The 24,317-nt window shown below is 69.8% G+C and carries 26 protein-coding genes; 5 read left to right on the forward strand and 21 right to left on the reverse strand.

The features are described from left to right. Positions 1-447: 447 nt before the first annotated feature. The 5 genes from rpmB to J2847_RS27285 form a co-directional block, all read right to left on the reverse strand. Complete coding sequence (gene rpmB / locus J2847_RS27265; RefSeq protein WP_085555833.1) at positions 448-750, reverse strand: 50S ribosomal protein L28; 303 nt, start codon at positions 748-750, stop codon at positions 448-450. Between the two features lie 201 nt (positions 751-951). After that, complete coding sequence (locus J2847_RS27270) at positions 952-1,653, reverse strand: hypothetical protein (protein WP_209781920.1); 702 nt, start codon at positions 1,651-1,653, stop codon at positions 952-954. 190 nt (positions 1,654-1,843) lie between these two features. Beyond that, entirely contained in the window at positions 1,844-2,869 is a 1,026-nt protein-coding gene (gene meaB, locus J2847_RS27275; RefSeq protein ID WP_411800654.1) for a methylmalonyl Co-A mutase-associated GTPase MeaB, read from the reverse strand. A gap of 25 nt (positions 2,870-2,894) precedes the next feature. Continuing rightward, on the reverse strand, positions 2,895-3,497 hold the full coding sequence (locus tag J2847_RS27280) for a biliverdin-producing heme oxygenase (RefSeq protein WP_209781921.1): 603 nt from the start codon (positions 3,495-3,497) through the stop codon (positions 2,895-2,897). 23 nt (positions 3,498-3,520) lie between these two features. After that, entirely contained in the window at positions 3,521-5,410 is a 1,890-nt protein-coding gene (locus J2847_RS27285) for an ABCB family ABC transporter ATP-binding protein/permease (protein WP_209781922.1), read from the reverse strand. Positions 5,411-5,671: 261 nt separating this feature from the next. Here J2847_RS27285 and J2847_RS27290 point away from each other — a divergent pair, with 261 nt between their 5' ends. After that, the gene (locus J2847_RS27290) at positions 5,672-8,149 is read left to right on the forward strand and encodes a methyl-accepting chemotaxis protein (RefSeq protein WP_209781923.1); all 2,478 of its coding nucleotides are present in this window, start codon (positions 5,672-5,674) and stop codon (positions 8,147-8,149) included. Between the two features lie 109 nt (positions 8,150-8,258). Next, positions 8,259-8,414 (forward strand): hypothetical protein, encoded by a 156-nt coding sequence (locus J2847_RS27295; RefSeq protein ID WP_209781924.1) that lies wholly within the window; start codon positions 8,259-8,261, stop codon positions 8,412-8,414. A gap of 347 nt (positions 8,415-8,761) precedes the next feature. Here the strand turns inward: J2847_RS27295 and J2847_RS27300 are convergent, their stop codons facing one another. The 3 genes from J2847_RS27300 to J2847_RS27305 form a co-directional block, all read right to left on the reverse strand. Then, the gene (locus J2847_RS27300; RefSeq protein WP_209781925.1) at positions 8,762-9,340 is read right to left on the reverse strand and encodes a tyrosine phosphatase family protein; all 579 of its coding nucleotides are present in this window, start codon (positions 9,338-9,340) and stop codon (positions 8,762-8,764) included. Between the two features lie 146 nt (positions 9,341-9,486). Beyond that, positions 9,487-9,615 (reverse strand): hypothetical protein, encoded by a 129-nt coding sequence (locus J2847_RS34695; protein ID WP_267912574.1) that lies wholly within the window; start codon positions 9,613-9,615, stop codon positions 9,487-9,489. Positions 9,616-9,706: 91 nt separating this feature from the next. After that, on the reverse strand, positions 9,707-10,414 hold the full coding sequence (locus tag J2847_RS27305; RefSeq protein ID WP_209781926.1) for a tRNA-uridine aminocarboxypropyltransferase: 708 nt from the start codon (positions 10,412-10,414) through the stop codon (positions 9,707-9,709). 299 nt (positions 10,415-10,713) lie between these two features. On the opposite strand from J2847_RS27305, the gene J2847_RS27310 reads away from it, so the two are divergent. Further along, positions 10,714-10,881, forward strand: a complete 168-nt coding sequence (locus J2847_RS27310) for a hypothetical protein (RefSeq protein WP_179166200.1) — start codon at positions 10,714-10,716, stop codon at positions 10,879-10,881. A gap of 185 nt (positions 10,882-11,066) precedes the next feature. On the opposite strand, the gene J2847_RS27315 is transcribed toward J2847_RS27310, so the two are convergent. The 3 genes from J2847_RS27315 to J2847_RS34700 form a co-directional block, all read right to left on the reverse strand. Further along, entirely contained in the window at positions 11,067-11,879 is an 813-nt protein-coding gene (locus J2847_RS27315; protein WP_233474828.1) for an ImuA family protein, read from the reverse strand. 168 nt (positions 11,880-12,047) lie between these two features. Beyond that, on the reverse strand, positions 12,048-13,142 hold the full coding sequence (locus tag J2847_RS27320; RefSeq protein WP_233474829.1) for a Tim44 domain-containing protein: 1,095 nt from the start codon (positions 13,140-13,142) through the stop codon (positions 12,048-12,050). A gap of 171 nt (positions 13,143-13,313) precedes the next feature. After that, a complete protein-coding gene (locus J2847_RS34700; RefSeq protein WP_267912575.1) occupies positions 13,314-13,442 on the reverse strand; it encodes a hypothetical protein in 129 nt (42 codons plus the stop codon). Between the two features lie 595 nt (positions 13,443-14,037). On the opposite strand from J2847_RS34700, the gene J2847_RS27325 reads away from it, so the two are divergent. Together J2847_RS27325 and hemN are read left to right on the forward strand one after the other, a co-directional pair. Next, the gene (locus J2847_RS27325; protein ID WP_209781927.1) at positions 14,038-14,487 is read left to right on the forward strand and encodes a DUF4112 domain-containing protein; all 450 of its coding nucleotides are present in this window, start codon (positions 14,038-14,040) and stop codon (positions 14,485-14,487) included. 71 nt (positions 14,488-14,558) lie between these two features. Then, the gene (gene hemN, locus J2847_RS27330) at positions 14,559-15,968 is read left to right on the forward strand and encodes an oxygen-independent coproporphyrinogen III oxidase (RefSeq protein ID WP_209781928.1); all 1,410 of its coding nucleotides are present in this window, start codon (positions 14,559-14,561) and stop codon (positions 15,966-15,968) included. A 66-nt stretch (positions 15,969-16,034) separates the two neighbouring features. Here hemN and upp read toward each other — a convergent pair whose 3' ends face one another. The 10 genes from upp to J2847_RS27380 all read right to left on the reverse strand — a co-directional run bounded on the left by upp (position 16,035) and on the right by J2847_RS27380 (position 24,157). Then, entirely contained in the window at positions 16,035-16,685 is a 651-nt protein-coding gene (upp, locus tag J2847_RS27335) for a uracil phosphoribosyltransferase (protein WP_085555822.1), read from the reverse strand. Between the two features lie 87 nt (positions 16,686-16,772). Then, positions 16,773-17,696 (reverse strand): diguanylate cyclase, encoded by a 924-nt coding sequence (locus J2847_RS27340; RefSeq protein WP_209781929.1) that lies wholly within the window; start codon positions 17,694-17,696, stop codon positions 16,773-16,775. Between the two features lie 72 nt (positions 17,697-17,768). Beyond that, complete coding sequence (locus tag J2847_RS27345; protein ID WP_209781930.1) at positions 17,769-18,266, reverse strand: DUF2165 family protein; 498 nt, start codon at positions 18,264-18,266, stop codon at positions 17,769-17,771. Then, positions 18,263-18,907 carry a phosphoribosylanthranilate isomerase gene (locus J2847_RS27350; protein ID WP_209781931.1) on the reverse strand — a complete coding sequence of 215 codons (645 nt, stop codon included), beginning with the start codon at positions 18,905-18,907 and terminating at the stop codon, positions 18,263-18,265. The genes J2847_RS27345 and J2847_RS27350 overlap by 4 nt, the downstream gene beginning before the upstream one ends. Continuing rightward, positions 18,904-19,617 (reverse strand): orotidine-5'-phosphate decarboxylase, encoded by a 714-nt coding sequence (gene pyrF / locus J2847_RS27355; RefSeq protein WP_209781932.1) that lies wholly within the window; start codon positions 19,615-19,617, stop codon positions 18,904-18,906. Before pyrF ends, J2847_RS27350 begins: the two co-directional genes overlap by 4 nt. Before the next feature lie 284 nt (positions 19,618-19,901). Then, a complete protein-coding gene (gene lhpI / locus J2847_RS27360; protein ID WP_209781933.1) occupies positions 19,902-20,858 on the reverse strand; it encodes a bifunctional Delta(1)-pyrroline-2-carboxylate/Delta(1)-piperideine-2-carboxylate reductase in 957 nt (318 codons plus the stop codon). Positions 20,859-20,929: 71 nt separating this feature from the next. Next, positions 20,930-21,328: a lipopolysaccharide assembly protein LapA domain-containing protein gene (locus J2847_RS27365; protein ID WP_085555816.1), complete on the reverse strand. Its 399-nt coding sequence runs from the start codon at positions 21,326-21,328 to the stop codon at positions 20,930-20,932. A gap of 55 nt (positions 21,329-21,383) precedes the next feature. After that, positions 21,384-21,710, reverse strand: a complete 327-nt coding sequence (ihfB, locus tag J2847_RS27370) for an integration host factor subunit beta (RefSeq protein ID WP_282183177.1) — start codon at positions 21,708-21,710, stop codon at positions 21,384-21,386. A gap of 230 nt (positions 21,711-21,940) precedes the next feature. After that, complete coding sequence (locus J2847_RS27375; protein WP_233474830.1) at positions 21,941-23,188, reverse strand: pentapeptide repeat-containing protein; 1,248 nt, start codon at positions 23,186-23,188, stop codon at positions 21,941-21,943. A 36-nt stretch (positions 23,189-23,224) separates the two neighbouring features. Next, positions 23,225-24,157, reverse strand: coding sequence for a hypothetical protein (locus J2847_RS27380; protein ID WP_209781935.1), 933 nt, complete (start codon positions 24,155-24,157; stop codon positions 23,225-23,227). Between the last annotated feature and the right edge of the window lie 160 nt (positions 24,158-24,317).

A 24,317-nucleotide genomic window follows, 5' to 3' on the forward strand; every position in this document is an offset into this window, starting at 1 on the left:
ACGCCTGGAACGCGCTCATCGCCGAAACCGGCCGCATCAAATCCCTCTGCTTCCCGCCTTGGCTCCAGAAGGTCATTTCATAGGAGAGGCGGTATGAGGGCCGGCTTGATTGGGACGGTGCCCCGGAGATGGCCGTTCTCAGACCAACTGGCATTTCCCTTTTCGTCATGCCCGGCCTTGTGCCGGGCATCCACGGCCGCGAATCGTGACGAAAGGGTTGCGCGTGGATGACCGGGACAAGCCCGGTCATGACGAAGCTTGGAGAAGACCAAGCGACGCGGATAAAACCAGTTTCAGAATGCGGACACGACGAAACGCGCGATGCTCTTGCGAACATCGCGCGCGGCTCTCGACCGGGAGTCGGATTCGTCGTGCAGGCGTCCTGGAAATCTTACCGGCGGAACGGCGATGCGTTCCGCCTTTTTCAGCACACCGAACGTGGAGAGATCAGGCCGCGGCGGCCTGGGCCTTCTCCGTGGCCTTGGCGATGCGGCGCTTCACGCGGCGGGCGTCGTCGCTCAGCACCGCGTCCTTGGCGTCGAGCAGGAAGGCGTCGAGGCCACCCTTGTGCTCGATCGAGCGGATCGCGTGCACCGAGAGGCGCAGACGCACCAGCGAACCCAGCGCGTCGCTCAGCAGCGAGGTGTCCTGGAGGTTCGGCTGGAAGCGACGACGATTCTTGTTGTTGGCATGGCTGACGTTGTTGCCAAACTGCGTGCCTTTGCCAGTCACGGAGCACCGACGTGCCATCGGACTAATCCTTTACTTTAGAGCAAATGAAACCCGGTAACGGACGGAGAGCCGCCCGAAGGAGGCCGCTATATAGTCGAACAAAAGAGGAGCCGTCAAGGACGGATCCGCGAGAACAATCCACGAAAACCGGAGTCCCCGCGGAGTCGAGCCGGGCGCCGTCTCTCTCCTGCGAAAGGAGACGGCGCGCCGGCCCGAGTCTCACTCGACGGTCGAGGCGGCCTTGATCGCGGACTTGGACGCCGCCGTCTTGGGACCGCGACGCAGCGGGGCCTTGGCCGCCGGCGCCACCACCGCCTCGGGCGGCTTCACCACGGCCGGCGCCGCCTCGGCGACGGGGGCCGGCGCCAGCTCCTCGACGACGGCCGCGATGACGGCGGCCTCCGGAGCGGCGGCCTCCGGAACGGCGGCCTCGGCCACCGGCTTGGGCGCCTCGACGGCCGGAGCGGCTTCGGGCACCGGGGCAGCGACGGGTTCGGGAGCCGGCGCCACGGCCTTCGCCACGACCGGCGTGGGCGCCGCCACGGGAGCTGCGACCGGAGCCGCCAGCGGAGCCGGGACCGGCGCGGCGGCGGGCTTGACCGGCAGCGGAACAGCCGACACCTCGGCGGCGATCTTGCTGGAGACGTCGAGGAAGCCCTGGACGCCTTCGGTGACGCGGGCCTGGGTGGCGCTCAGCCACTCGCGCTGCAAGGCGGCGAGATCGGCCGGCGAACGGACCTTGCCGAACCCGGCGGCCAGGCGGCCGGCGTCGCTCACCGAGGCGGTGACCCCGTCGAACCAGCGGCGGTAGCCGTCCTGCACCAGCCCGGCGACGCGGGCGGACTTGGCGGCGCCGGTCTCGGCGTTGGACTTGGCGAGGCTGCCGGCTTGCGCGAAGAGGTCGAGGAAATTGACGGTCATGGCGTTTTGTCTCCCGTAGACGGACACAGGCTTGGCGGAAACGGAAAGGCCGCTCCGGCGAACCCCAGGAGACCGCGGGCAACCGTCGCCCAAGCGTCTTCGCAGACGCTCCTTTCCCGCCCATGACAGACTACCCATGCGAGTGCTGCAAGGCAACCGAATTGTTGCGGTGCAACATAAGCGTTACGGTCTAGTCGGTTAGGGTCCCGTTCGCCGATTCGCCGAGAAAGCGCGCCAGCAGGGCGCGCGCCGCCGTGGTCGGGATGGCGTCGCCGCCGGTCACGCCGGCCTCGATGCGGGCGAGGTCGGCGCGCACCGCCGGGTGGGCGCGGAAGCGGTCGATCAGCGTCTCGCGGATCTCGCTCCACAGCCAGGCGCGGGCCTGTTCGGCGCGGCGGCCGGCGCGCTGGCCGTTGGCCTCGGTGACCGCCTTGTGCTCGCCGATGGTGTTCCAGATCGAATCGATGCCGATCTTGTGGACCGCCGAGCAGCTCAGCACCGGCACCCGCCAGTCGCCGTGGCGCAGCAGGGTCAGGGCGTGGCGGTAGTCCGCGACCGTATGCCGCGCCGTGGCGGCGAGGTCGCCGTCGGCCTTGTTGACGACGACGAGGTCGGCCAGCTCGACGATGCCTTTCTTGATGCCCTGCAACTCGTCGCCGCCCGCCGGCAGCAGCAGCAGCATGAACAGGTCGACCATGTCGGCGACGGCGGTTTCCGACTGCCCGACCCCGACCGTCTCGACGATGATGACGTCGAAACCGGCGGCCTCGCAGATCAGCATCGCCTCGCGGGTGCGGCGCGCCACCCCGCCCAGGGTGGAACCGGCCGGCGAGGGGCGGATGAAGGCGTCGGGATCGCGCGACAGATCGACCATCCGCGTCTTGTCGCCGAGGATCGAGCCGCCGGTGCGCTGCGACGACGGATCGACCGCCAGCACCGCGACCTTGTGGCCCAACCCGATGACGTGCAGCCCGAACGCTTCGATGAAGGTGGATTTCCCCACCCCCGGCACGCCGGAAATGCCGAGCCGCACCGAGTTGCCGGTGTGCGGCAGCAGCTCCGCCAGCAGCGCGTCGGCGGTGTCCCGGTGGTCGGGGCGGGTCGATTCGATCAGCGTGATGGCGCGGGCCAGCGCGCGGCGGTCCCCGGCGCGCACCGCGGCGGCGAGCTGGGCCGCCGTGGGTTGGGTGAGGTTTGGCATGGTCGCGGCGGTCATCGTCGTCATCGTCGGGACCGCCACCCTACCCGCGCGCCGGCTTCGGAGAAAGCCCCGGAGAGGCGTCCGGGGAAAGCCCGTGCCCGGCGTTCCCCGTCCAGCGCTCCAGCGCGGCGAACAGGGCCACCGCCGTGCCGCAGGCGACACGGAGCGCCGCCGGATCCGCCAGCTCCTCCTCCAGCCGGACCAGCAGCGCCTTCCAGGCGCCCGCCATGTCCAGCCCGTCGGAGGCGAGGAAGCGCGCGCCACGCCCGGCGTCGTACCCCAGCGCGCGGGTGATCCCCGGCAGCATCGCCCGCCCGCCATGGGCCGAGCCGTCCAGCACGTAGCGCGCGGCCAGCCGCGCCGGGGCGCCGTCGAGCGGCGGCAGGCCCGTCATCAGCGGCAGCGCGTCCGGGTCGGCGCCCAGCACCGCCAGATCGTCGCGCAGCCGTTCCAGCCGCGCCGCGCCGCCGTCGCCGAGCGCGCGCTCCACCGGGGCGTGGAAACCGTAGAGGACTCCCAGCGCCGCGCGGTACTGCGCCGCCGTGATGTCCGGCCGCAGCAGCGGCTGGAGGATCGCCGCCCGGTCGAGCCGGTCATGGATGTCCTTCGTCGATTCGCGCAACGCCTGCCGTGCCGGCCCCATGCGGAAGAACTCCTTGGATATCCTCAGGTGGGGGCGAGGACGCCGGGGATCGGCGCCGGCCCCGAATCGGGCCCCTGGCCAAACCCCTGGCCGGATTCCTGCTGGCGCGACCACAGGGCCGCGTAGGCGCCGCCGGCCGCCAGCAGCTCCAAATGGCGCCCGCGCTCGATCACCCGCCCGGCCTCCAGCACCAGGATCTCGTCGGCGTCGATCACGGTGGACAGCCGGTGGGCGATCACCAGCGTGGTGCGGCCGCGGCTGACCTCGCGCAGGTTGGCCTGGATTTCCCGCTCGGTGTGGGTGTCGAGCGCGCTGGTCGCCTCGTCGAACAGCAGGATCGCCGGATTCTTCAGGATGGTGCGGGCGATGGCGACCCGCTGCTTCTCGCCGCCCGACAGCTTCAGCCCGCGCTCCCCCACCATGGTCTGGTAACCGTCGGGCAGCGCCATGATGAAGTCGTGGATGTGGGCGAGCCGCGCCGCCCGCTCGACCTCCGCCGGGCTGGCGCCGGCCCGCCCGTAGGCGATGTTGTAGAAGACGGTGTCGTTGAACAGCACCGTGTCCTGCGGGACGATGCCGACGGAGGCGCGCAGCGACGCCTGCGTCACGTCGCGGATGTCCTGGCCGTCGATCAGCACCCGCCCGGCGCTCACGTCGTAGAAGCGGAACAGCAGCCGGCTGATGGTGGATTTCCCCGCCCCCGACGGTCCGACGATGGCGACCGTCCTGCCCGCCGGCACGGTGAAATCGACCCCCTTCAGGATCGGCCGGCGCGGGTCGTAGCCGAACTCGACCCCCTCGAAGCGCAGCTCCGCCCCGGCGATCGCCAGCGGCGCGGCGCCCGGCCGGTCGGCGACCTCGCGGTCGACCGCCAGCAGCTTGACCATCGCTTCCAGGTCGGTCAGCGACTGCTTGATCTCGCGGTAGACCACGCCGAAGAAGTTCAGCGGCTGGTAGAGCTGCAACAGATAGGTGTTCACCAGCACGAAATCGCCGAGCGACATGGTTCCCCGCACGATGCCGCTGGCGGCCATGCCCATCACGACCGCCAGCCCGAGCGAGATGATCGCCGACTGCCCGACGTTCAGCAGCGACAGGCTCTGCTGGCTGCGCACGGCCGCCTTTTCATAGGATTGCAGCGCGCCGTCGTAGCGCCTGGCCTCATGCTCCTCGTTGCCGAAATACTTGACGGTCTCGTAGTTCAGCAGGCTGTCGATCGCCTTGGTGTTGGCCACGCTGTCGGTGTCGTTCATCACCCGGCGGAACTGGATGCGCCATTCCGACACGAAGAAGGTGTAGAGGATGTAGCCCGCCACCGTGACGAAGGTGGCCAGCGCGAACCAGCCGTCGAACAGCGCCCACAGCACGCCGCAGACCAGCGCGATCTCGACCAGCGTCGGCACGATGGAGAACAGGGCGTAGCGCAGCAGCGCCTCGATGGCGCGGGTGCCGCGCTCCAGAGAGCGGGTCAGGCCGCCGGTCTGGCGCTCCAGGTGGAAGCGCAGCGACAGCGCGTGCAGATGGCGGAACACCGACAGGGCGACCCGGCGGATGGTGCGCTGCGCCACCGTGGCGAAGACCGCGTCGCGCAGTTCGGCGAAGACCAGCGAGGTGACGCGGGCGAGGCCGTAGGCGATGATCAGCCCGAGCGGGATCGTCACCGCGGCGCCGGAGGCGCCCCCCGAGGCGATCGGCGTCAGCGCGTCGATGGCGTGCTTGTAGAAGATCGGCACATAGACGTTGGCGACCTTGGCCCCGACCAGCAGCAGCATGGCGACGACCACGCGCACCCGCGTCTCCAGCGAATCGCGCGGCCACACATAGGGAAGCAGCGAGCGGATCGCAGCGAGATCGCCGCCGGGCCGGGGCTGGAACGGGCCGTCGCCGGCGGAGGGGGGAAGGGATCGGCGCATGGCTGGGGACAATCGCGGCTTGGATGCGGAACGGGAAACGGAGGCACGAGAAGGCGTAACCTAGGCGCCGCAGGGCGTCCGTCAAAGGGCGGGCCATCAAATCGTCTTCATTCCTGCCCTGAAAAAATCATCACGGCGTCGCGCCGCACCACCGGGATCCCGATTTTTCCGCGCGATTTGGCAACGGAATGGAAACCATATCGGCCTATTCTGCCCGCGCGTCGCAGCGCGACCCGAACCGCAGATCAAGGCTTTTCGACCATGCAGAACGCCAGTTTCGCCGGCCGCTTCAAAGTGGGCACCCGCATCCATTTCGGCTTCCTGCTGATCCTCGCCCTCCTCGGGCTGGTCGCGGTCTTCGGGGTCCGCGCGCTGACCGGGGTCGAGGCCGGCTTCAACCGCTACGCGGCGATCTCCGACAACTCCCTGAACATCAGCGAGCTGGACGGCGACGTGTCGGACATGCGGCGCAACGTCGTGAACTACTCCTTCTCCGGCAACAACGCGCTGATCGAGGCGGTCCGCACCCAGCAGGCCAAGCTGGCCCAGACCCTGCGCACCGTCCGCGAAGCGATCCAGGATCCCGGCCGCCGCGCCAACCTCGACCGGATGATCCAGCTCTTCGACAGCTACATGGCCAACTTCGTCAAGCTGACCGAGATGCGCGAGCGCCGCGACCGGCTGTACGACCAGGATCTCCTGCCCATCGGCAACAAGGCGCGCGAGAACATCAGCCAGATCGTCGCCGCCGGCCTCGCCGACGGCGACTTCGAGTCGGCCGCCGCCGCCGGCGTGGTGATGGAAAAGCTGATGGTGTCGCGCATCAGCGCCCTGCACTTCGTGTCCAACCCGTCGGACAAGGCACTCGACGAGGTCAAGACCCGCAACGCCGATTTCCGCAGCGCCATCGCCGCCTTCGCCGAGCGCCAGACCAACCCGGCCCGCAAGCGGCTGGCGGAGGAGACGGCGCAGCTCGGCGTGCGCTACCTCGACACCGTCAACGGCCTGTCGAACGTGGTGACCGAGTCGCAGTTCCTCGCCTTCACCACCATGGTCAACGAGGCGGAGCAGTTCGCCGAGCTCGTCAACCGCACCGTCGCCTCGCAGAACGAGGCGCGGCTCCAGGTCCAGAACACCATGAAGGCGGACACCGCCGACACGGTGACGCTGGTCACCGGGCTGGCGGTCGGCGCCTTCGTGATCGGCCTGCTGATCGCCTACTTCACCGCCCGCTCGATCGTGAAGCCGGTGGTCAGCATGACCCACACCATGACCGACCTCGCCGCCGGCAACCTGACCGTGATCGTCCCCGCCCTGTCCAACCAGGACGAGATCGGCGAGATGGCCAAGGCGGTGCAGGTGTTCAAGGACAACGCCATCGAGAAGAAGCGGATGGACGAGGCCGAGCGCGACCGGCTGGAGGCCGAGCGCCGCGCCGCCGAGGCCCAGCGCGCCCGCGAGCACGCCATCGGCGAGGAGATCGCCAACCTGATCGACGCCGTGTCGAAGGGCGACCTGGAGCGCCGCATCGACCTGGCCGGCAAGGACGGCTTCTACAAGACCATGTCGGAGGGCATCAACCGCCTGACCGACACGGTGGAGAGCGTCATCGCCGACCTGGGCGAGGTGCTGAGCGCGCTGGCCCAGGGCGACCTGAACCGCCGCGTCACCCGCGACTACCAGGGCGCCTTCCAGCAGGTGAAGACCGACGTCAACGCCACCTCGGTCAAGCTGGCGGAGATCGTCGGCCAGATCACCCAGGCCGCCGACACCATCGCGTCCGCCGCCGCCGAGGTCTCGCTGGGGTCGAGCGACCTCGCCGACCGCACCGAGCAGCAGGCCTCCTCGCTGGAGGAGACCGCCGCCAGCATGGAGGAGCTGGGCGCCACCGTCCGTTCCAACGCCGACAACGCCCAGCGCGCCAACGTCATGGCGGCCGAGGCCCGCACCGCCGCCGAATCGGGCAACGGCGTCACCGGCTCGGCGATCGACGCGATGCGGCGGATCGAGGAGTCCAGCCGCAAGATCACCGACATCATCGGGGTGATCGACGAGATCGCCTTCCAGACCAACCTGCTGGCGCTGAACGCGGCGGTCGAGGCGGCGCGGGCCGGCGACGCCGGGCGCGGCTTCGCGGTGGTCGCCCAGGAGGTCCGCCAGCTCGCCCAGCGCTCCGCCCAGGCGTCCAAGGAGATCAAGGGCCTGATCCTCGACAGCGACGCCCAGGTGAAGGACGGCGTCGATCTGGTCCGCAAGGCCGGCAGCGCCCTGGAGGGCATCGTGTCGGGCGTCCATCAGGTCGCCTCGCTGATCGCCGAGATGGCTTCCGCCTCGGCCGAGCAGGCGACCGCGCTGGACGAGATCAACTCGACCGTCGCCAGCATGGACGAGATGACCCAGAAGAACGCCGCCCTGGTCGAGGAGACCACCGCCGCCGCCCAGGCGATGAGCGGTCAGGCCGGCGACCTGAAGGGGCTGATCGGCTTCTTCAAGCTGGAGCAGACCGGCGAGTACCGTCCGGTCGCGGCCCAGGCCGCCCACGCCTCGGCCGCGTCGGCCAGCCAGTTCCGCCGCGCCGTCGCCCCGACCCGCCCGGCTCCGGCCAAGGCGGCGGCCAAGCCCGCCGCGAAGCCGGCCCTGCGCCCGGTGACGGCCTCCCGTCCGCCGGTCCAGACCGCCGCGCCGGCCAGCGTGCTGAAGCACAGCGTCAACGACGACGACGATTGGAAGGAATTCTGAGCGCCGCCCTCCCCCATTACGGAAGCGGCCATTAACGAAACGGTGGCGATTGGCGTGGTCCAATCGCCACCGTTTTCGTTTGAGCCTTCATCCTGCTTGGGGAGTCACCATGATGACGCGTTGGGTCCTGCTTGTGTGCGTCTCCACCCTGCTGGCCGGCTGCGGCGTGGTCAGCGGCGCCGCCAGCGTCGCCGGCACGGCGGTAAGCCTGGCCGGCACGGCGGTCGAGACCACCGCCGACGTCGTCACCGCCCCGATTCGCTGAGCGTCTTTTTAGAGCGCCGAACAGAATTCCGTTCTCGCCATCGGTGCCCAATGGAACCGCCATCCCCGCGAAGGCGGGGATGACGAGTCGAGAGACGACTCAAGCTTCTGTTAGGCGCTTTTAGGGAAGACCGCCGGTCATGCTCATCGTCGCCATGGTGACGACCGTGCAACCCGGCGGTTGGGAGAAATTGTCAAAAGACACGGATGAACACGTGGGCCGGCGCAGCCGGCATCCGCGTTCATCCGTGTCAAAATCCTCCTGCGGGAGGCATCGCGTCGATCTGACGTCGCCGTCCTGGCCGCGGCTGGCGCTCACCGAGCGCCGAGCGCTCCCCGCAGGCCCGCTCAGTCGATCAAATCCTCGACCTCGCGGATGCGGCCGTTGTCGATCATGAACTGGACCAGCTCCGGCCGCTGCTTGCCCAGCGTGTGGTGACGCTGGCGCGCCGCCGCGACCAGATCGCCGTTGCGGCCGAGAAGCTCGTCGGCGAATTCGATCATGCGCAGGTTGGGCCACGCCTTGGCCCGGATGGCCGCGACGGCGGCCATCGCCTCGGCGGCCGGGCGCCGGGGCCGGGCCTGGGCCAGGATCATGGTCAGGGCGGCGGTGGAGCGCGAAATCCCGGCGTGGCAATGCACCAGCAGATGCCGGCACTCCACCGGCTCGGACAGCAGGTCGCGGCCGAAGGCGAGGATGCGCTCGACATCGGCCTTCTGCGGGGCGACCTGGCCGCGCGTCGGCTCGATGACGTCGTGGAAGCGCAGCTCCAGCCGTTCATGCTCGCCGTAGTCGCCGAAGGCGGTCGGCTCGGGATGGTCGGGGTCGAGGATCGAGAGGACGTGGCTGACGCGCCCGCCGCCGAACTCGCACAGCTCCTCGATGCCGCAGACGGTCAGGCCGAAGGGGACGAAATCGCTGGCCATGATGCCCTCTTTCCAAGGATCGGCCCAAAGGCCGGTTCGGAGCGCGGACGCGCTCCGGCCGGCGCATTTGGCACGCCGCTCCCCGTCCCCGTCAACCATTCGTGAGCGAAATGTCAGCCCAGCTCACAATGACCGGCTCACGGCGGTCAGAGCACGTTGAACAGATACAGAAGGATGATGATCGGAATCGGCAGGCCGACGAGCCACAGCAGAATGCCCTTCATGACATGGTCCTCCGTTGCGTGGGCGACCGGCCGGCGGGTTGCGCCGGCCACTCTCATCCGAAACAACGGCGCCGGTGCCGGTTGGTTGCACGGCGTTTCCCGATCCGGGGGAGATCGGAAGGGGTAGCGCGCAGGATGCGCCTCAGCCCTCGTCGCGTTCCTCGTCCATCCCGTTCCCGTCCTCGGCCGGCCGGGGCGGCGGAACCGGGCGCGGGCGCGGCGCGCGGATCTTCTTCAGCAGCAGCGCGAAGGGCTTCAGCGCGCGGTCCAGGATGGCCGGGTCGCCCTCCAGCCGGGACAGCACGAAGGCGCCGGCCTCCAGGGTCGAGACGCTCTCGCGCCGGGGCTCCTTGCGCGCCTGCCCATAGAGCGAGCGGAAATTCGGATGCAGCACGATGCGCCGGCATTTCAGCAGCCACGCGTTGCGCCACCACAGGGTCTTGGCCTGGCTCCAGGTGCCGTCCAGCACGATGATGCCCTCCAGGTCGCCCAGCACCAGCTCGCTGTCCTTCTGGGGGACGCCGTTCCGGTCGACCACCGCGATCTCGCTCCTGGCGGCGGGATTGTCCGGCTTGACCGGGCCGAGATACAGCACGCCCCAGCGCTTGTAATCGACCTCGCGGCCCAGGATGCGCTTCAGGTTCGGCCAGCTCAACCCGACCTTCAGCGCCGAGTTGGCGAACTGAAGATGGGCGATCTGCGCGGTTCCCAGATTTTCGCGCTTCTCCTGCGGATGCTGGAGGATGAGCAGGAAGACGCCGTTCTCGACCGGCTCCACTGCCTCGCAAATGCACAGGTGACTGGGTTTCAGGCAGGTGGGGCAGGCTTCGGGGGCGGGGGCGCTGTGCATGGGAGGTACGCAATCCTTGAACGGAGATAACCGCGAATATGGGTTGGAACGGCGCGGAAGGGAACATATCTCGTCAGAGCCGGGTCCGGGAAGGATCCGGCCCTGATGGCCGCGGGGGTGCCCCCTCGTCCGCATAAACCTTTTGTAGAGGTTCATCGTGTGAGATGGACCGGAATGTGACGCATCTCACGGCTGGCCTGGAACTTGCGTGATAGGGTCCAGGCAATCAGGACGGAGAAAGCCAAGGATGGCCAAAGGGCCGTTCCCGACTTGCTCCGGTGCTCAGAAGGAGACCTGCCATGCTGCCCGCACATTTGGCCGACCGCTTGCTGAAGCAGCGCCGCGACGCGGAAAGCGCGGAATTCGCCCGCCAACTGCCGCTGCATGTGGACGATCCCCGCTGGATGACGGATCCGGACGAGGCGCCGGAAGGCAGCCGGGAACCCGACTGGATGTCCAACTACTGATCGCCGCCGGCCCACCATCGCCGCCGGCTGAACGAAAGCCGACACGGGTTTCGTGACACAGCCACTGCCGGCATGGCCGTTACCGGCATGACCGTTGTCCAATTCCCGACAGCGGCCGGCAGGCCGGGTTCAACCGGCACCGCTCGTGACCGCCGCCCCCCGTCATCGACGGGCAGGGGCGGGCTTCACGCCACCAGCGGATTCACCGCGCACTCCACGGCCCGCTCCGGCGCCGGCGGGGTTGCGGATCCGGTGTCCTCCCCCGCACTCTCCACCCATCCGCCATCGGTCCATTCCAGGATCCAGGCCCCGGGACGCCCGCCCCGGCAGCGTTCGAGCGCGACACGCCAGCGCGGCGCGCCGACGCCCGGCTCATCGCCGGGACGGCTCGGGGCCGGCGCCAGACGCCAGCGCGTGACCGCCGCGCTCGCCGCCTCCCCCTGCCGCGCTTTCCGGCTCGCCCCGTCCAGCAGGACGCCGGTGACTCCCGACGATTCGGCGGCGAGCTGGAGCCGCCGGCTTTCGGTCAGATCCAGCGCGCCGACCTCCCCCAGCACCACCGACAGGGCGGAGCAGCGCAGCGCCTCCTCCATCGCCCACAGGGCGTCCCTGCGCTCCACCGCGCGCACGGCGATCAGCCGGTCCGGCGTCAGCCCGTAGGCCGCCAGCCCCGCCGCGTGCAGGTCCCGCCCGCGCACGATCCACAGGGCCGGCGCCCGCGCCGTCGCCAGACGCGCCAGCAGGGCCGCCGCGAAGGCGGTCCCCGCCCCGCTCTCTTCCCCCGCCAGCGCGTGCAGACACCCCAGGGGCAGGCCGCCCTCCGGCAGCGCCGCGTCGATGGCCGCCACCCCGAAGGGCATCACCCGCACGCCATCGCCGCCGATCCCCTCGATGCGGCGGACGCGCAGGCGCAACGCCGCCAGCGCCGCCGCCCGCTCACCGCCTGGACGCTCACCGCTCAAGCAGGCGGAGGATGAGGGCAGCGCAGACCGAGGCATGACTTCACTCCGCTCGACAGGTATTTGTTCCTTATATGTTCCATCATGGCGCATCGCCAAGGGGAGAGTCGAGGCGGAGCGGTCCAAACGAAAACGCCCCGGCACAGGGCCGGGGCGCTCGCTGCTCAAACCCGTCGGGGATCAAGCCGGTCGGGATCGGCGGAACGGTCAGCGGGTCTGCTGGATCGCCGACAACTGCCACTGGCCGCCGCGCGGGCGGACGAAGGTCCACAGCTCGGTCGCCTCGACCGGGGTGCCGGGGGTGCCGTCCACGACCCGGCCGCTGGCACGCTCCACCGTCGTGTCGATCAGCGAGAAGCGCATCGCGACGGTGGCGTATTCGGCGTTGCCCTCGCGCCATGCCTCCGACAGGTCGCCTTGCAGCAGGGTGACGTCGCTCACCTTGTTCACCACGCCGCGGCTGCTGTTCTCCGACAGGTCGCTGGTGAAGTAGGACAGCATCTCCGGCGTCGTCACGCCGCGCAGCGTGTCGATGTCCTCACGCCCGTAGGCGGTCTGGACAGTGACGAGCAGACGCTCGAACGACTGGTAGTCGGCCGGCTGGACGCCGATCTCGTCGGGCTGCTGCCGGCGCTTGGCGCCGCCCATCAGGCCGCCCAGACCCGAACCGCCGCCCGAACCGCCGCCCAGACCGCCGCCGGGACCGCCCATCGGGTTGTGGCCGGCGTCGGCCGCCTCGCGGTTCAGCGGGCCGCCGGCGTAAGCCGGGTTCGCCCCGCCGCCGAGCGGCGAGCCCATGCGGGCCGTGGCCGGCTGCTGCTGCTGCGAGCGGTTGCGGAAGAAGCGCATCGCCAGACGGACCAGGAAGACGACCAGCAGGATCTGGAGGATGAAGCCCAGGATGCCCGCGAAGCTGCCCAGCCCCTCGAAGAAGCCGCCGCCGAACAGCATGGCGCCGATGCCGGCGCCGATCAGGCCGCCCATCAGGCCGGACATGAAGCCGCCGCCACGGAAGAAGCCGCCCTGCTGCGCCGGGGCCGCGGCGGCCGGGCGCTGCATGCCGGGGGACGGGGCGGCCGACCGCTCCATCGGCGCGGCCGTGTTCGGCGCGGTGGAGGTCGCGGCGGGGGCCTCGGTGGTGCGGGCGCCACGGCTGCCCGACGAACCGCTCTTGCCGGCACGGGCGTCGGCGGTGCCAGCGGAGAGGGCCATCATCAAGGCGACCGCCACGGCGGTCACGGTGCGGGTGGTGCTTTTCGCCGGCACGGTGGTAGGTCGGGTGTTCTCGTTCATGATCGCCATCAGCCGTCAGATCCTAGGGAGCCTCACCACATGGGGGTACGGGCTGCCCGGTTGTAGAGGGGGCTTGGCCAGTTTTTTCAAAAAAACACGGAACCAGCCGCAATCCGTCACGCCATCATAACGGCCGCCTCAACCATCCGGCACCGATCCCGAACGGTCCTGAAGACCGGATCAGCGCAGGGCGGACAGCCCGGCAGACCGGGACGCCGCCCCGTCGGTCCGGGTCCATTCGCTGCGCATCCGGTCCCACAGGGCGCCGTCCCGTTCCACCAGGGTCCAGGCCCGGCGGCGCGTCGCCATCTGCACGCGGCAATCCCGCGAACAATAGAGCGGAACCGGCCCCCGCGATGATGCACGTGCGAAGGGGCGCCCGCAGCAGGCACAGTAAAGCTTTGGCATTGGGGTCCTCCCCTGGAAGGCAACCGCTTGCTGCGGTTGCTCAGAACGCGCTCGGACAACAGCCGCCGCCGCGTTCTTCTTGGGTTTGATCGGTATTCTTGCCGGAATTCTTGACGCTGACCAGACAACAAAAGACATACCCCCTGCGCCACTGCCCGCCAAGCCAAGCGAAAGCGTCGTGAAAGCAACCGCTTGCCGCAGGCGGCGCGTCAATTCGCCGCTGCGTGCGGCGCCTCCGCCTTTGAACGGAGGCCGGGCGCTCCTACATCCTTCGATGCCTGCCCATCCGCCGGAAAAACAGCCCCGCAAGGACAGGTCCGAACAGACAGGCCCGGACGGACAGGAGCGGCGGGCCGCCGCGCGCGCCTTATTTCGTGAAAACCGGACGCGGCGGCGGGGAACCCCCGGCCGCCGCGCGGGTTGTTCCTGTCGCGGGACCGTTCCCCCGACGGAAAGAACCGGCGGGACACGCGCCGCATATGGGGGGACACCGACGATGGACGACACCCGCACCCGCCGCCGCGCCTTCGCCGCAGACCCGCCGCCCGCCAGCGCGGACGCGTCCGTCTCCATCGACTTCCAGCGGCTGGAGCGGCTGCGCCGGCTGTCGCGCCTGATGGACACGCGCTGGCGCATTCCCGGCACCCGCATCCCCATCGGGCTGGACGGCATCGCCAGCCTGCTGCCCGTCGCCGGCGACACGGCGACCGCCATCGTCTCGGCCTACATCATCCTGGAGGCGGCGCGCTTCGACCTGCCGAAGTCGCTGCTGGCGCGGATGGCGCTGAACGTCGGGGTCGACTGGCTGTTCGGCTCCGTCCCGGTGGTGGGAACGGTCTTCGACATCGCCTTCAAGGCCAACCGGATGAACGTCGATCTGCTGCACGAGCATCTGGAGCAGCGGCTGGCCAGGCAGGCGGCGGACAAACAGGCGGCGGGGTGGTGACAAGACGCGGCCCTCCCGGAGCTTGACGTGGATCAAGGCACGGCGGAGGCCCCTGCGGCACTCTGTCGCCCATGGACGCACCGACCCTCTCCCCCGCCTCCACCGCCCCGTCGCCTTGCGCGGGGACCGTCGATCCCGCCCTGCTCGCCAAGTATGACGGGCTGCGGGTCCCCCGCTACACCAGCTACCCGACGGCGCCGCACTTCACCCCCGCGGTGGACGCGTCGGTCTATGGCGGCTGGCTGGAGGCGATGGACCTCACCCGATCCGGCTCGCTCTACCTCCACGTCCCCTTCTGCCACCAGATGTGCTGGTACTGCGGCTGCCACACCAAGATCGTCGCGCGCTACGCGCCGATCGCCGAGTATCTCGACCATCTGCGGCGCGAGATCGCCATGGTCGCCGACCGCATCCCCGGCCGGCTGACGGTCCGCCACATCCATTTCGGCGGCGGCACCCCGACCATGATGGCGCCCGCCGACTTCGAATCGCTGATCGCCCTGCTGCGCGAGCGCTTCGACGTCGCCACCGACGCCGAACTCGCCATCGAGATCGACCCGCGCACCCTGACGGCGGAGATGGCGGCGGCGCTCGGCCGATCCGGCGTCAACCGCGCCTCGCTCGGCGTGCAGGACTTCGACCCAACCGTCCAGGCGGCGATCAACCGCATCCAGCCGCGCGAGACCACCGAGCGCACGCTGGAGTGGCTGCGCGAGGCCGGCATCGCCAACGTCAACCTCGACCTGATGTACGGCCTGCCCCACCAATCGGTGGAGAGCGTCGCCCGCTCCGCCCGCATCGCGCTGGAGATGGCGCCCGACCGGCTGTCGGTCTTCGGCTACGCCCATGTGCCGTGGATGAAGACCCATCAGAAGAAGATCGACGAGTCCGTCCTGGCCGACACGCTGGGCCGCTGGGAGCAGTTCGCCGCCATCGCCGACACGCTGGCCGAGGCCGGCTACCGCGCCATCGGGCTCGACCATTTCGCCCGCCCCGGCGACGAGCTGGCGGTCCAGCAGGAGGAGGGGCGGCTCGGCCGCAACTTCCAGGGCTACACCACCGACGACGCCGACGCGCTGATCGGCTTCGGCGCCTCCTCCATCGGGGCGCTGCCGCAGGGCTACATCCAGAACGCCGTTCCCTTCGACCAGTACGCCACCGCCATCGACGAGGGACGCCTGCCGACCGGCAAGGGCATCGCCCTGACCGACGACGACCGGCTGCGCCGCGACCTGATCATGCGGCTGATGTGCGACCTGTCGGTCGATGCCGGCGCGGTCGCCGAGGCGCATGGACGGGACGCGGGGGTCTTCGACGCCGACCTCGCGGCGATGGACGATCTGGTGGCCGACGGGGTCGCCGCGATCGAGGGCCGGCGGGTGTCGGTTCCCGAGGCTGCCCGCCCGCTGATGCGGATCGTCGCCGCCCGCTTCGACACCCACCTCGCCAGCGGCGCCGGGCGCCACAGCCGCGCGGTCTAAGCGCTCAAAAAAGCCGACGAAGGAACGGGCGGCGCGCCGGACATCCCCGGCGCGCCGCCTTTTTGCTTACTTGGTGCCGAACATCCGGTCGCCAGCGTCGCCCAGGCCCGGCACGATGTAGGCGTTCTCGTCCAGATGGCTGTCGAGGGCGGCGGTGAAGACCTTCACGTCCGGGTGCGCCTCGTGGAAGCGGCGGACGCCCTCGGGTGCCGCGACCAGCGCCATGAAGCGGATGTTCTCGTCCTCCACCCCGTGCCGGTTCAGAACGTCGCAGGCGTGGGCGGCCGAGTTGCCGGTCGCCAGCATCGGGTCGACCACGATGAACAGGCGGCCATCGGCCGGCGGCAGCTTCACCAGATACTCGTGCGGCTGCTTGGTGTCGTGGTCGCGGTAGAGGCCGATGTGCCCCTCGCGGGCCGACGGCACCAGCTCCAGCAACCCGGCCGACATGCCGAGCCCGGCCCGCAGCACCGGCACCACCGCCAGCTTCTTGCCCAGGATCACCGGCGCGTCCATCGGCTGCAACGGCGTGTCGATCCGCTCGGTGGTCAGCGGGATGTCGCGGGTCAGTTCGTAACCCATCAGCAGCGAGATCTCGCGCAGCAGGGTGCGGAAGCCGCCGGTCGAGCGCTTCTTGTCCCGCATGTGGGTCAGCTTGTGCTGGATCAGCGGGTGATCGAGGATGAACAGGTTGGGGTATTCGGGCTGGGTGCGCATGAAATCCGGCTTCCGGCTGGCGGGAGGTTGGACCCGATCCTAACCGCCCACCGCCCTGGAATCCAAGATGAGGAATCCGGGGCGCGCTTACGCCCGCGGCCGCGCCGGCTTCGACGGAGCGGGATTCGCGGCGGCAGGCGGGCGGTCGACGCCGTGGCGGATCACGCGGTTGCGCCCGGCGTTCTTCGCCTGGTAGAGCGCGCGGTCGGCGCAGACGATCAGCTCGTCCACCGACAGGTCCGGCTGCGCCTCGACCAGCCCGAAGGAGGCGGTGACCGGGATCGCCCGCCCGTCCGGCAGCAGCACCGGCGATTCCATCAGGTCGATCCGCAGCCTCTCGATGACGGCGAAGCCCTCCGCCATCTCGGTTTCCTTCAGGCAGACCAGGAACTCCTCGCCGCCCATGCGGAAGGCCTCGTCGAAGCTGCGCACGCCCCGGCTGATGACGGCGGCGGTGGCGGCCAGCACGCGGTCGCCGATGTCGTGGCCGTAGGTGTCGTTGATGCCCTTGAACTTGTCGATGTCGGCGAGCGCGAGGCAGAAGCTCTGCCCGGTGCGGCGGTAGCGGCTGTGCTCGCGCTCCAGCGCCTCCAGCATGCCGCGCCGGGTGCGCAGGCCGGTCAGCGGGTCGAGCCCGGAGGCGGCGGCCCCGAAGGCGCGCTCCATCCGGCGCAGATGCAGGACGAACTCCTCGAAGCGGCCGACCACCGCCTCGTACTCCGCCTCGGTCGGGGTGTCGCCGTTGCCGGCCTTCAGCAGCACCAGCCGGGCCTGCCGGTGCATCTGCTCGTGCATCGTGGCCAGCTTCTGCACCGCCGGCTGGTGGACCAGATCGTCGCGGCTGGCCGCCGCGCACCAGGCGGCGAAGGAGGCCGGGGCCGAGGCCCGGTCGCCGCCCTGGCCGCCACGGTAGAAGGCGGCGCGGTGCCACTGGCCGATCCAGCGCAGATGCTCGTCGAGGATGACGCCCAGCATCTCGGTCGCGGGCGGGGAAGAGGTCGTTTCGCTCATGGACGCCATCCTAGCCGACGCGGCGGGTCAAGACCATGCAACCAAGATAAGCCAAACAATTCGCCTCAAATCCTACATCGTCTCGCGTTCCGGCTGGATCAGGACCAGCAGGACGATGCCGATGAAGGTGAAGAAGATGTGGGCGCTGCGCTGTCCGTTCCAGGTGGCGGACTGCCACATGGCGAACCATTCGCCGCCGATCGTCACGAAACCGACGGTGTAAAGCAGGAAACCCGCCGTCAGCCCGAGGATGGCCAGCCCCTTGGCGCGGTCCTGCGCGACGCCGGTGTCGCGCAGCGCCCGCCCCAGCCGCCACACCCCGCCCCAGCACAGCGCCGCCGTCAGCATCTGCCAGCCGATGATCAGCCAGTAGGCGGCGTGGTGCAGCGCCGGGGATTCGATGGCGCGGCCCATCAGGGCCGGGCTCTTGAAGGTCGTGTCCATGGTCAGGACATGCTGGACGAAGGCGAGGTTCGATCCGTAATCGGCGATGTTGCCCCACGCCACCAGCGTGAAGAACAGCGCCACCGCGGCGACCAGCGACAGGCGGGCCAGCCGCAGCGGCGTCACAGCGCGGCGGCCGCGCTCAGGAAGGCGCGGACCAGCGCCGGATCCTTGTGGCCCGGCCGGTCCTCGACCCCGGAGGAGACGTCGAGTTCGGTGGCCCCGGTGACGCGCACCGCCTCGGCGACATTCTCGGGCGTCAGCCCGCCCGACAGCATCCAGGGCTTGGGCCAGGAGCGTCCGGCCAGCAGCGTCCAGTCGAAGGCGATGCCGTTGCCGCCCGGCAGCGCCGACACCTTGGCCGGCGGCTTGGCGTCGAACAGCAGGCGGTCGGCGACCTCGGCGAACTCCAGCGCGGCCGTCAGATCCTCCGGCCCGCCGACCTTGACCGCCTTCATCACCGGGATCTGGTAGCGCGCCCTGACCTCGGCGATGCGGCGGGGGTTCTCCTTGCCGTGAAGCTGGATCAGGTCGAGCGGCACCTGGGAGACGACATGCTCCAGGAACTCGTCGTCGGGATCGACGAACAGCCCGACCGAGCGCACGCCGGTCGGCACCAGCCGCGCCAGCTCCGCCGCCAGCGACGGCGCCACCGCGCGCGGGCTCGGCGGGTAGAAGACGAAACCGACGTAGCGCGCCCCGCCGGTGACGGCGGCGCGCAGGCTTTCCGGCTCGCTCAGTCCGCAAATCTTGGTGAGGACGGTCATGCGGCTCCCTCGATTTCGGACAGGATGCGGCGGGCGGCGGCGGCGGGATCGGCGTCGCCGGTGATCGGGCGGCCGATGACCAGATGGTCGGCGCCGGCGGCGACCGCCTCGGCCGGGGTCATGAAGCGCTTCTGGTCGTTGGTGGCGGCCCAGACCGGACGGATGCCCGGCACCATCAGGATGAAGTCCGGCCCGCAGGCCGCGCGCAGCAGCGCCACCTCGGCGGGCGAGCAGACGACGCCGTCGATGCCCGACTCCCTGGCCAGCAGGGCCAGCCGCTTGACCTGCTCGGCGACCGGGGTCGCCTGCCCCACCGTCTCCAGGTCGCCCTCGTCGAGGCTGGTCAGCACGGTGACGGCGAGGATCTTCGGGCGGTTCGCCCCGCCGCTGGCCGCCGCCTCGGCCGCCGCGCGCATCATGGCGCCGCCGCCCGACGTGTGGATGGTCATGAAGGCCGGCTTCAGCGGCAGCGCCGAGCGGATGCCCGACGCCACCGTGTTGGGGATGTCGTGCAGCTTGAGGTCGAGGAACAGCGGCGGCCCGTCCTCCCCGATCACGGCGCGGACCCCGGCGGGCCCCTGGGCGATGAAGAATTCGAGCCCCAGCTTGATGCCGCCGACGGAGCCGTTCACCTGCGCGGCGATCCGGCGGGCGCTGTCGATCTCGGTGGTGTCCACGGCGCAGAAGATGCGCGAGGCGGGCGACGTCATGGGGCTGCGGTCTCCAAACCCTGAAATATCACGGTCCGGCACCCTAGCAAGGGGGAGGTCGTTTCACCAGAGGGCTGAGCTGGCCTCACATCCTCCCGCCAATGTTCGTCAGGGGGTGGAATATTTTTTGACACAGATGAACACAGATGGACACAGATGAAGATGATAGAAAAATATCAAAATAACATTTTCCGCCACACACACTTAACCAGCATGGATCAGCGCATCTTATTTCATCTGTGTCTATCTGTGTTCATCTGTGTCAAAAAAACAAACCATCGCGATCACCGGATCGAGTCGTTGTGCAGCACCATCTCCACCGCCAACTGCGCGGCGCAGAGGTCTTCCAGCGCGGTGCCGACCGACTTGAACAGCGTGATCTGGTCGTAATAGCGCCGCCCCGCCCGCTCGCCGCGCGTCAGGTCGTAGAGATCGCCGGCGATGTCGTCCTCCGACAAAATACCCGACCGCATCGGCTGCACGATGTCGCCGGCCTCCTTGCAGGCGCCCTCGCGGGTGTCGACGAAGACGCGGGAGCGGCGGATGCACTCGTCGTCGGCCTCGCGCATCTCCGGCGTGAAGCCGCCGATCAGGTCGAGATGCTGGCCGGGCTGAAGCCACTCCCCCTTGATGATCGGATCCTTGGCCAGCGTGGCGCAGGTGATGATGTGGGCGCCGCCGACCGCGCCCTGCAAATCGTCGGTCGCCTCGATCTTGAACTTCGGCCGGTGGAAGCGGGAGACGACCTTCTTCGCCTTCTCCAGGCTGCGCCCCCAGACCAGCACCTGCTTGATCGGCCGCACCGCGACATAGGCCTCGATCAACTCCGGGGCGAGCGCCCCGGTACCGACGACCAGCAGGCGCGAGGCGTCGGGCTGGGCGAGGTAGGAGGCCGCCAGCGCCGAGGCCGCCGCCGTGCGCCGCTTGGTCAGGGCCGAGCCGTCGAGCAGCGCCTGCGGGATGCCGGTCTTGCCGTCCATCAGCAGATAGACGCCCTGCACCGCCGGCAGGTCCTGCGCGCCGTTGTCGGGAAAGACGGTGACGATCTTGACGCCGATCGACTGGTTGACCTGCCACGCCGGCATCAGCAGCAAGGTGGCGTCGTGCTGACCATAGGTCTCGACCGTGTGGTGATGGCGCATCGGCACCTCCACCCCGGCCCGGAAGGTCTGCCGCATGCGCTCGATCAGCATGCGGTGGTGGAGAACGGACCTCAACTCGGCACCGGTGATGGTGCGCATGGGCGCCTCCCGACGGTGGACACCGCCGCCCGCGGCTGGGCGGCGGTGGGAGACCGGTCAATCCATGGCGATCAGTGAACCGTGGGCGCGCTCCCCGTGGCGGCGGCCGGAACCGGCAGTCCGGCACCGCCGCCAACGGCGGGGCCGGAAACCGGGCGCGACAGCTCGGCCAGGCGCTTCTCGGCGGCGGCGGCGCGGGCCTGCGCCTCCTTCACCTCGCGCTCCAGGAACAGGACGCGGTTGCCCTCGCGCCGCGCGCGGCGGCGGTGGCGGCGCTGGGCGTTCCACACGACGAAGCCGCCGGCCAGGAAGCCGGCCAGCAGCGCCAGCAGGGCCGCCAGATAGAGGGGGGCCTCCAGCGTGAAGGGCAACGGCCACAGCGCCCAGGTCACGACGTCGCGGTTGGACACCGCGAAGAGAACCGCGACCAGGGCGATGGGCAGGGTGACGATCCAGGACAGGTAACGCAAAGCGACGATTCCTCCACAAGGGCGGGCGGAGCGGCGGCCATGGGGAGGCTGGCGCTCAGTCCGTGTTCAACCGTTCCCGGAGCTGCTTGCCGGTCTTGAAGAAAGGGATGCATTTCTCGCCCACGTCAACCGATTCCCCGGTGCGGGGGTTGCGGCCGGTGCGCGCGTCGCGCCGCTTGATCGAGAAGGCGCCGAATCCCCGCAGCTCCACCCGGTCGCCGCGGGCCAGCGCCTCGGTGATCTCGTCGAAGATGGTGCCGACGATCTTCTCGATGTCGCGCTGGTAGAGGTGCGGATTCCGTTCCGCCAGCCGTTGGATCAATTCCGACTTGGTCATGGCCGTCGACGTTTCCCCTTGCTTGCGGACGCGTTGATTGCCGATGCGCCGCTTGCGGCCAAGCGTGCCACCACGCCCCCGAACCGTCAAGCTAAGCCGTTATGGTAAAACATTTATTCCACGACGCGGCAAGGGTCGGGACGGAAGGCCCCCGCCGCGTCACGCCCGCGACGCGGCCCAGTGTCCGCAATTTCCGCCATGAATATCAACGGATTCTTGAAAGCAATCGCTGGATTGCCGCAAAGGAAAACCGAAAAGGTCCGCCGGGCGCGGCTCTACGCGGCGCCCAGCCGGGTCCCCTCCAGGATGGCGTCGTCCAGCACCGCGGTGGAGCGGTCGCAGCCGGTCAGGTCGGCCATGGTCAGGTCGCTGCCCGCCATGTTCGTGCGCAGCAGCGACGCCCCGGCCAGCCGCGCCCGCACCAGCGAGGCGCGCATCATCTTGGCTCCGGCGCTGATCAGCAGCATCCCCAGATTGGCGCCGTCGAGCTGGCAGTCGATCAGGATCGCCCGGTCGAGCTTGACGCCGCGCAGGTCGGCGCTGCGCAGGTCGGCGCTGCGCAGGTCGGCCCCGTCGAACTGCGCCGCCTGGAGCTGGGCGCCGCCGAGGCGGGCGTTGCGCAGCCGGGCGTTGGAGCCCTTGGCCAGCGTCAGGACCTTCCCCGACAGATCGGCCCCCTCCAGGTTCAGCCCGGTCAGGTCGAGCTGGTTGCCTTGCTTGCCGCCGGTGCCGAGCCAGAGCATGTGCTGCTTCAGCATGATGGCGAGCTGTTCGGCGGGCAGCGCCGGCATCTCGACGGCGGCCGGCTCCTCCTCCTCCGGTGCCGGCGGCGGCGGGGGCGGCGGCGGCTGGACGGCGGCGCGGGCGGCGTCCGCGTCGGTGCGGATGGCCTGCTCCAGGGCCTCCGCCTCGACCTGCGCGCCCTCCAGCTTGGCGCCGCGCAGGTCGGACCCGTTCAGGTCGGCGCCGCGCAGATCGGCGCCCGAGAAGTTGGCGCCGCGCAGGTCGGTGCGGTCGAGCCGGGCGCCCGACAGCCTGGTGTTGGTGAAGTCGGCCGATTTCGCGAAGCTGCCCGACAGCTTGGCCCGCGCCATGTCGGCGTTGGTCAGCCGGGCCGACGCCATGTCGGCCGGGCCGGGCTCGAAGCCGACCACCTTCAGCTCGCCGTCGCTGCTGCGGTTGACCATGCTGCCGTCGCGCAGGTCGACTTCGACCATGGCGGCGCCGTCCAGCGTGGCGCCGCGCACGTTGGCGCCGCGCAGGTCGGTGCGGAACAGCCGCGCCCCCGACAGGTCGGCCCCGCGCAGGTCGGCGCCGTAGAGGTCGGCGTGGTCGAGGATGGTGCCCATCAGGTTGGCGTCGCGCAGGATGGCGCCCGACAGATGCGCGCCGGTCAGGTCACGCCCCGCCAGGCTGAGGCCGGACAGGTCGAAGAAGGGCAGGTTGGCGCGGGCGCCGTTCGGCCGCCCCTCGGTGAAGCGGACGTGCCGCTCGCACACGCGGTCGAGCTGTTCCTGATTCAAGCGGACACGGGATTTGCCGTCTTGCGCCATCGGCCGTCACGCGAACAGGGCGTCGATGTCGGATTGCGAGATCTGTCCGCCGCCGTCCGACGGCTCCGGCGGAGGGGGTGGCGGAGGCGGCGCCTTCACAGGCGTCTTCGCGGGCGGCGGCGGGGGTGGAGGCGGCGCAGGCGGCGGGGCGGCGAAGGCCGGCTCCGCCCGCTCCAGCACGTCGGGCACGCTGTCGAACAGCGCGTCGATGGCGTCCTGGCTCACCTCCGGCCCGCCGAGCTGCGGCCCGTTCAGCAGATGCGCGTCGGGACGGGTGTCGCCGCTCTTGCGGTGCGAGGTGACGCCGTCCCCCGCCCCGCTGGCGGCGAGCCGCTCGACGCCCCAGATCTCGATCATCGTGTTCACGCGCTCCTCGATGTAGCGCAGCGTGTTCACGACCTTGGTGGTCCGCTGACCGGTGATGTCCTGGAAGGAGCAGGCGGTCATCACCTCGATGCACCACGCCTCGATCGCGTCGATCTGCTCGGCCAGATCGGGATCGGTGCGCGGCATCGACATGGTGATTTCCTGAATCTTCTCCGTCGCGTTCAGGATGTCGGTGGTGGCGCGCTCGGTCGCCGCGACGATCTCGTCCAGTTCGCCGGTGGCGGCCTCGATGCGGTTCGACCCGGTGTCGGTCGCCTTCAAGGCGGCGATGTCGCTGCGCGCCTCCTGCACCACCTGGGTGATGGCGGTCAGCTCCTGCTGGAAGCGCGAGTCGCCGCCGAAGGCGGACGGCGCCATGGGTGCCGCCCCGCCCAGCCGGTCGACCTGCCGTTCGAGCTGCTCGACCAGGCGCTGGAAATCGTCCGACGCGACGACCCGGCAGCGCCGGTCGCGCATGCGCAGGAAGGCGCGGCCGCGCGCCGACTGCGACAGCGCCTCCTCCATTTGCAGATACTCGTGCTCGGTCAATTCGAGCAGTGACCCGCCGCTCATCACCGTCAACCCGCCCAGCTCAATCCCGGCCGAAGGTCATAGCACCGACCATCGCGAGTCGCCATCATGCCGCGAAATGGTTGACCGGACCTTTCCGCGCATCGCGTTTCCGCCCTTCGCAGCGGTGGCGGCGGTCGGTTATGATCGCGGCCAACGGGCT

This window comes from Azospirillum agricola (genome assembly GCF_017876095.1).
Taxonomy (GTDB): Bacteria; Pseudomonadota; Alphaproteobacteria; order Azospirillales; family Azospirillaceae; genus Azospirillum; species Azospirillum agricola.

Coding starts and splice junctions, on each gene's coding strand:
- J2847_RS27380 (WP_209781935.1), bottom strand. CDS start 24,157: ATGAGCGGCGGGTCACTGCTCGAATTGACCGAGCACGAGTATCTGCAA.
- rpmB (WP_085555833.1), bottom strand. CDS start 750: ATGGCACGTCGGTGCTCCGTGACTGGCAAAGGCACGCAGTTTGGCAAC.
- J2847_RS27270 (WP_209781920.1), bottom strand. CDS start 1,653: ATGACCGTCAATTTCCTCGACCTCTTCGCGCAAGCCGGCAGCCTCGCC.
- meaB (WP_411800654.1), bottom strand. CDS start 2,869: ATGACCGCCGCGACCATGCCAAACCTCACCCAACCCACGGCGGCCCAG.
- J2847_RS27350 (WP_209781931.1), bottom strand. CDS start 18,907: ATGACCGTCCTCACCAAGATTTGCGGACTGAGCGAGCCGGAAAGCCTG.
- J2847_RS27305 (WP_209781926.1), bottom strand. CDS start 10,414: ATGCACAGCGCCCCCGCCCCCGAAGCCTGCCCCACCTGCCTGAAACCC.
- J2847_RS34700 (WP_267912575.1), bottom strand. CDS start 13,442: ATGGCGACGCGCCGCCGGGCCTGGACCCTGGTGGAACGGGACGGCGCC.
- J2847_RS27340 (WP_209781929.1), bottom strand. CDS start 17,696: ATGAGCGAAACGACCTCTTCCCCGCCCGCGACCGAGATGCTGGGCGTC.
- J2847_RS27325 (WP_209781927.1), top strand. CDS start 14,038: ATGGACGACACCCGCACCCGCCGCCGCGCCTTCGCCGCAGACCCGCCG.
- J2847_RS27290 (WP_209781923.1), top strand. CDS start 5,672: ATGCAGAACGCCAGTTTCGCCGGCCGCTTCAAAGTGGGCACCCGCATC.
- J2847_RS27320 (WP_233474829.1), bottom strand. CDS start 13,142: ATGGCGATCATGAACGAGAACACCCGACCTACCACCGTGCCGGCGAAA.
- hemN (WP_209781928.1), top strand. CDS start 14,559: ATGGACGCACCGACCCTCTCCCCCGCCTCCACCGCCCCGTCGCCTTGC.
- lhpI (WP_209781933.1), bottom strand. CDS start 20,858: ATGCGCACCATCACCGGTGCCGAGTTGAGGTCCGTTCTCCACCACCGC.
- pyrF (WP_209781932.1), bottom strand. CDS start 19,617: ATGACGTCGCCCGCCTCGCGCATCTTCTGCGCCGTGGACACCACCGAG.
- J2847_RS27315 (WP_233474828.1), bottom strand. CDS start 11,879: ATGCCTCGGTCTGCGCTGCCCTCATCCTCCGCCTGCTTGAGCGGTGAG.
- upp (WP_085555822.1), bottom strand. CDS start 16,685: ATGCGCACCCAGCCCGAATACCCCAACCTGTTCATCCTCGATCACCCG.
- J2847_RS27300 (WP_209781925.1), bottom strand. CDS start 9,340: ATGGCCAGCGATTTCGTCCCCTTCGGCCTGACCGTCTGCGGCATCGAG.
- J2847_RS27310 (WP_179166200.1), top strand. CDS start 10,714: ATGCTGCCCGCACATTTGGCCGACCGCTTGCTGAAGCAGCGCCGCGAC.
- J2847_RS27280 (WP_209781921.1), bottom strand. CDS start 3,497: ATGGGGCCGGCACGGCAGGCGTTGCGCGAATCGACGAAGGACATCCAT.
- J2847_RS27285 (WP_209781922.1), bottom strand. CDS start 5,410: ATGCGCCGATCCCTTCCCCCCTCCGCCGGCGACGGCCCGTTCCAGCCC.
- J2847_RS27295 (WP_209781924.1), top strand. CDS start 8,259: ATGATGACGCGTTGGGTCCTGCTTGTGTGCGTCTCCACCCTGCTGGCC.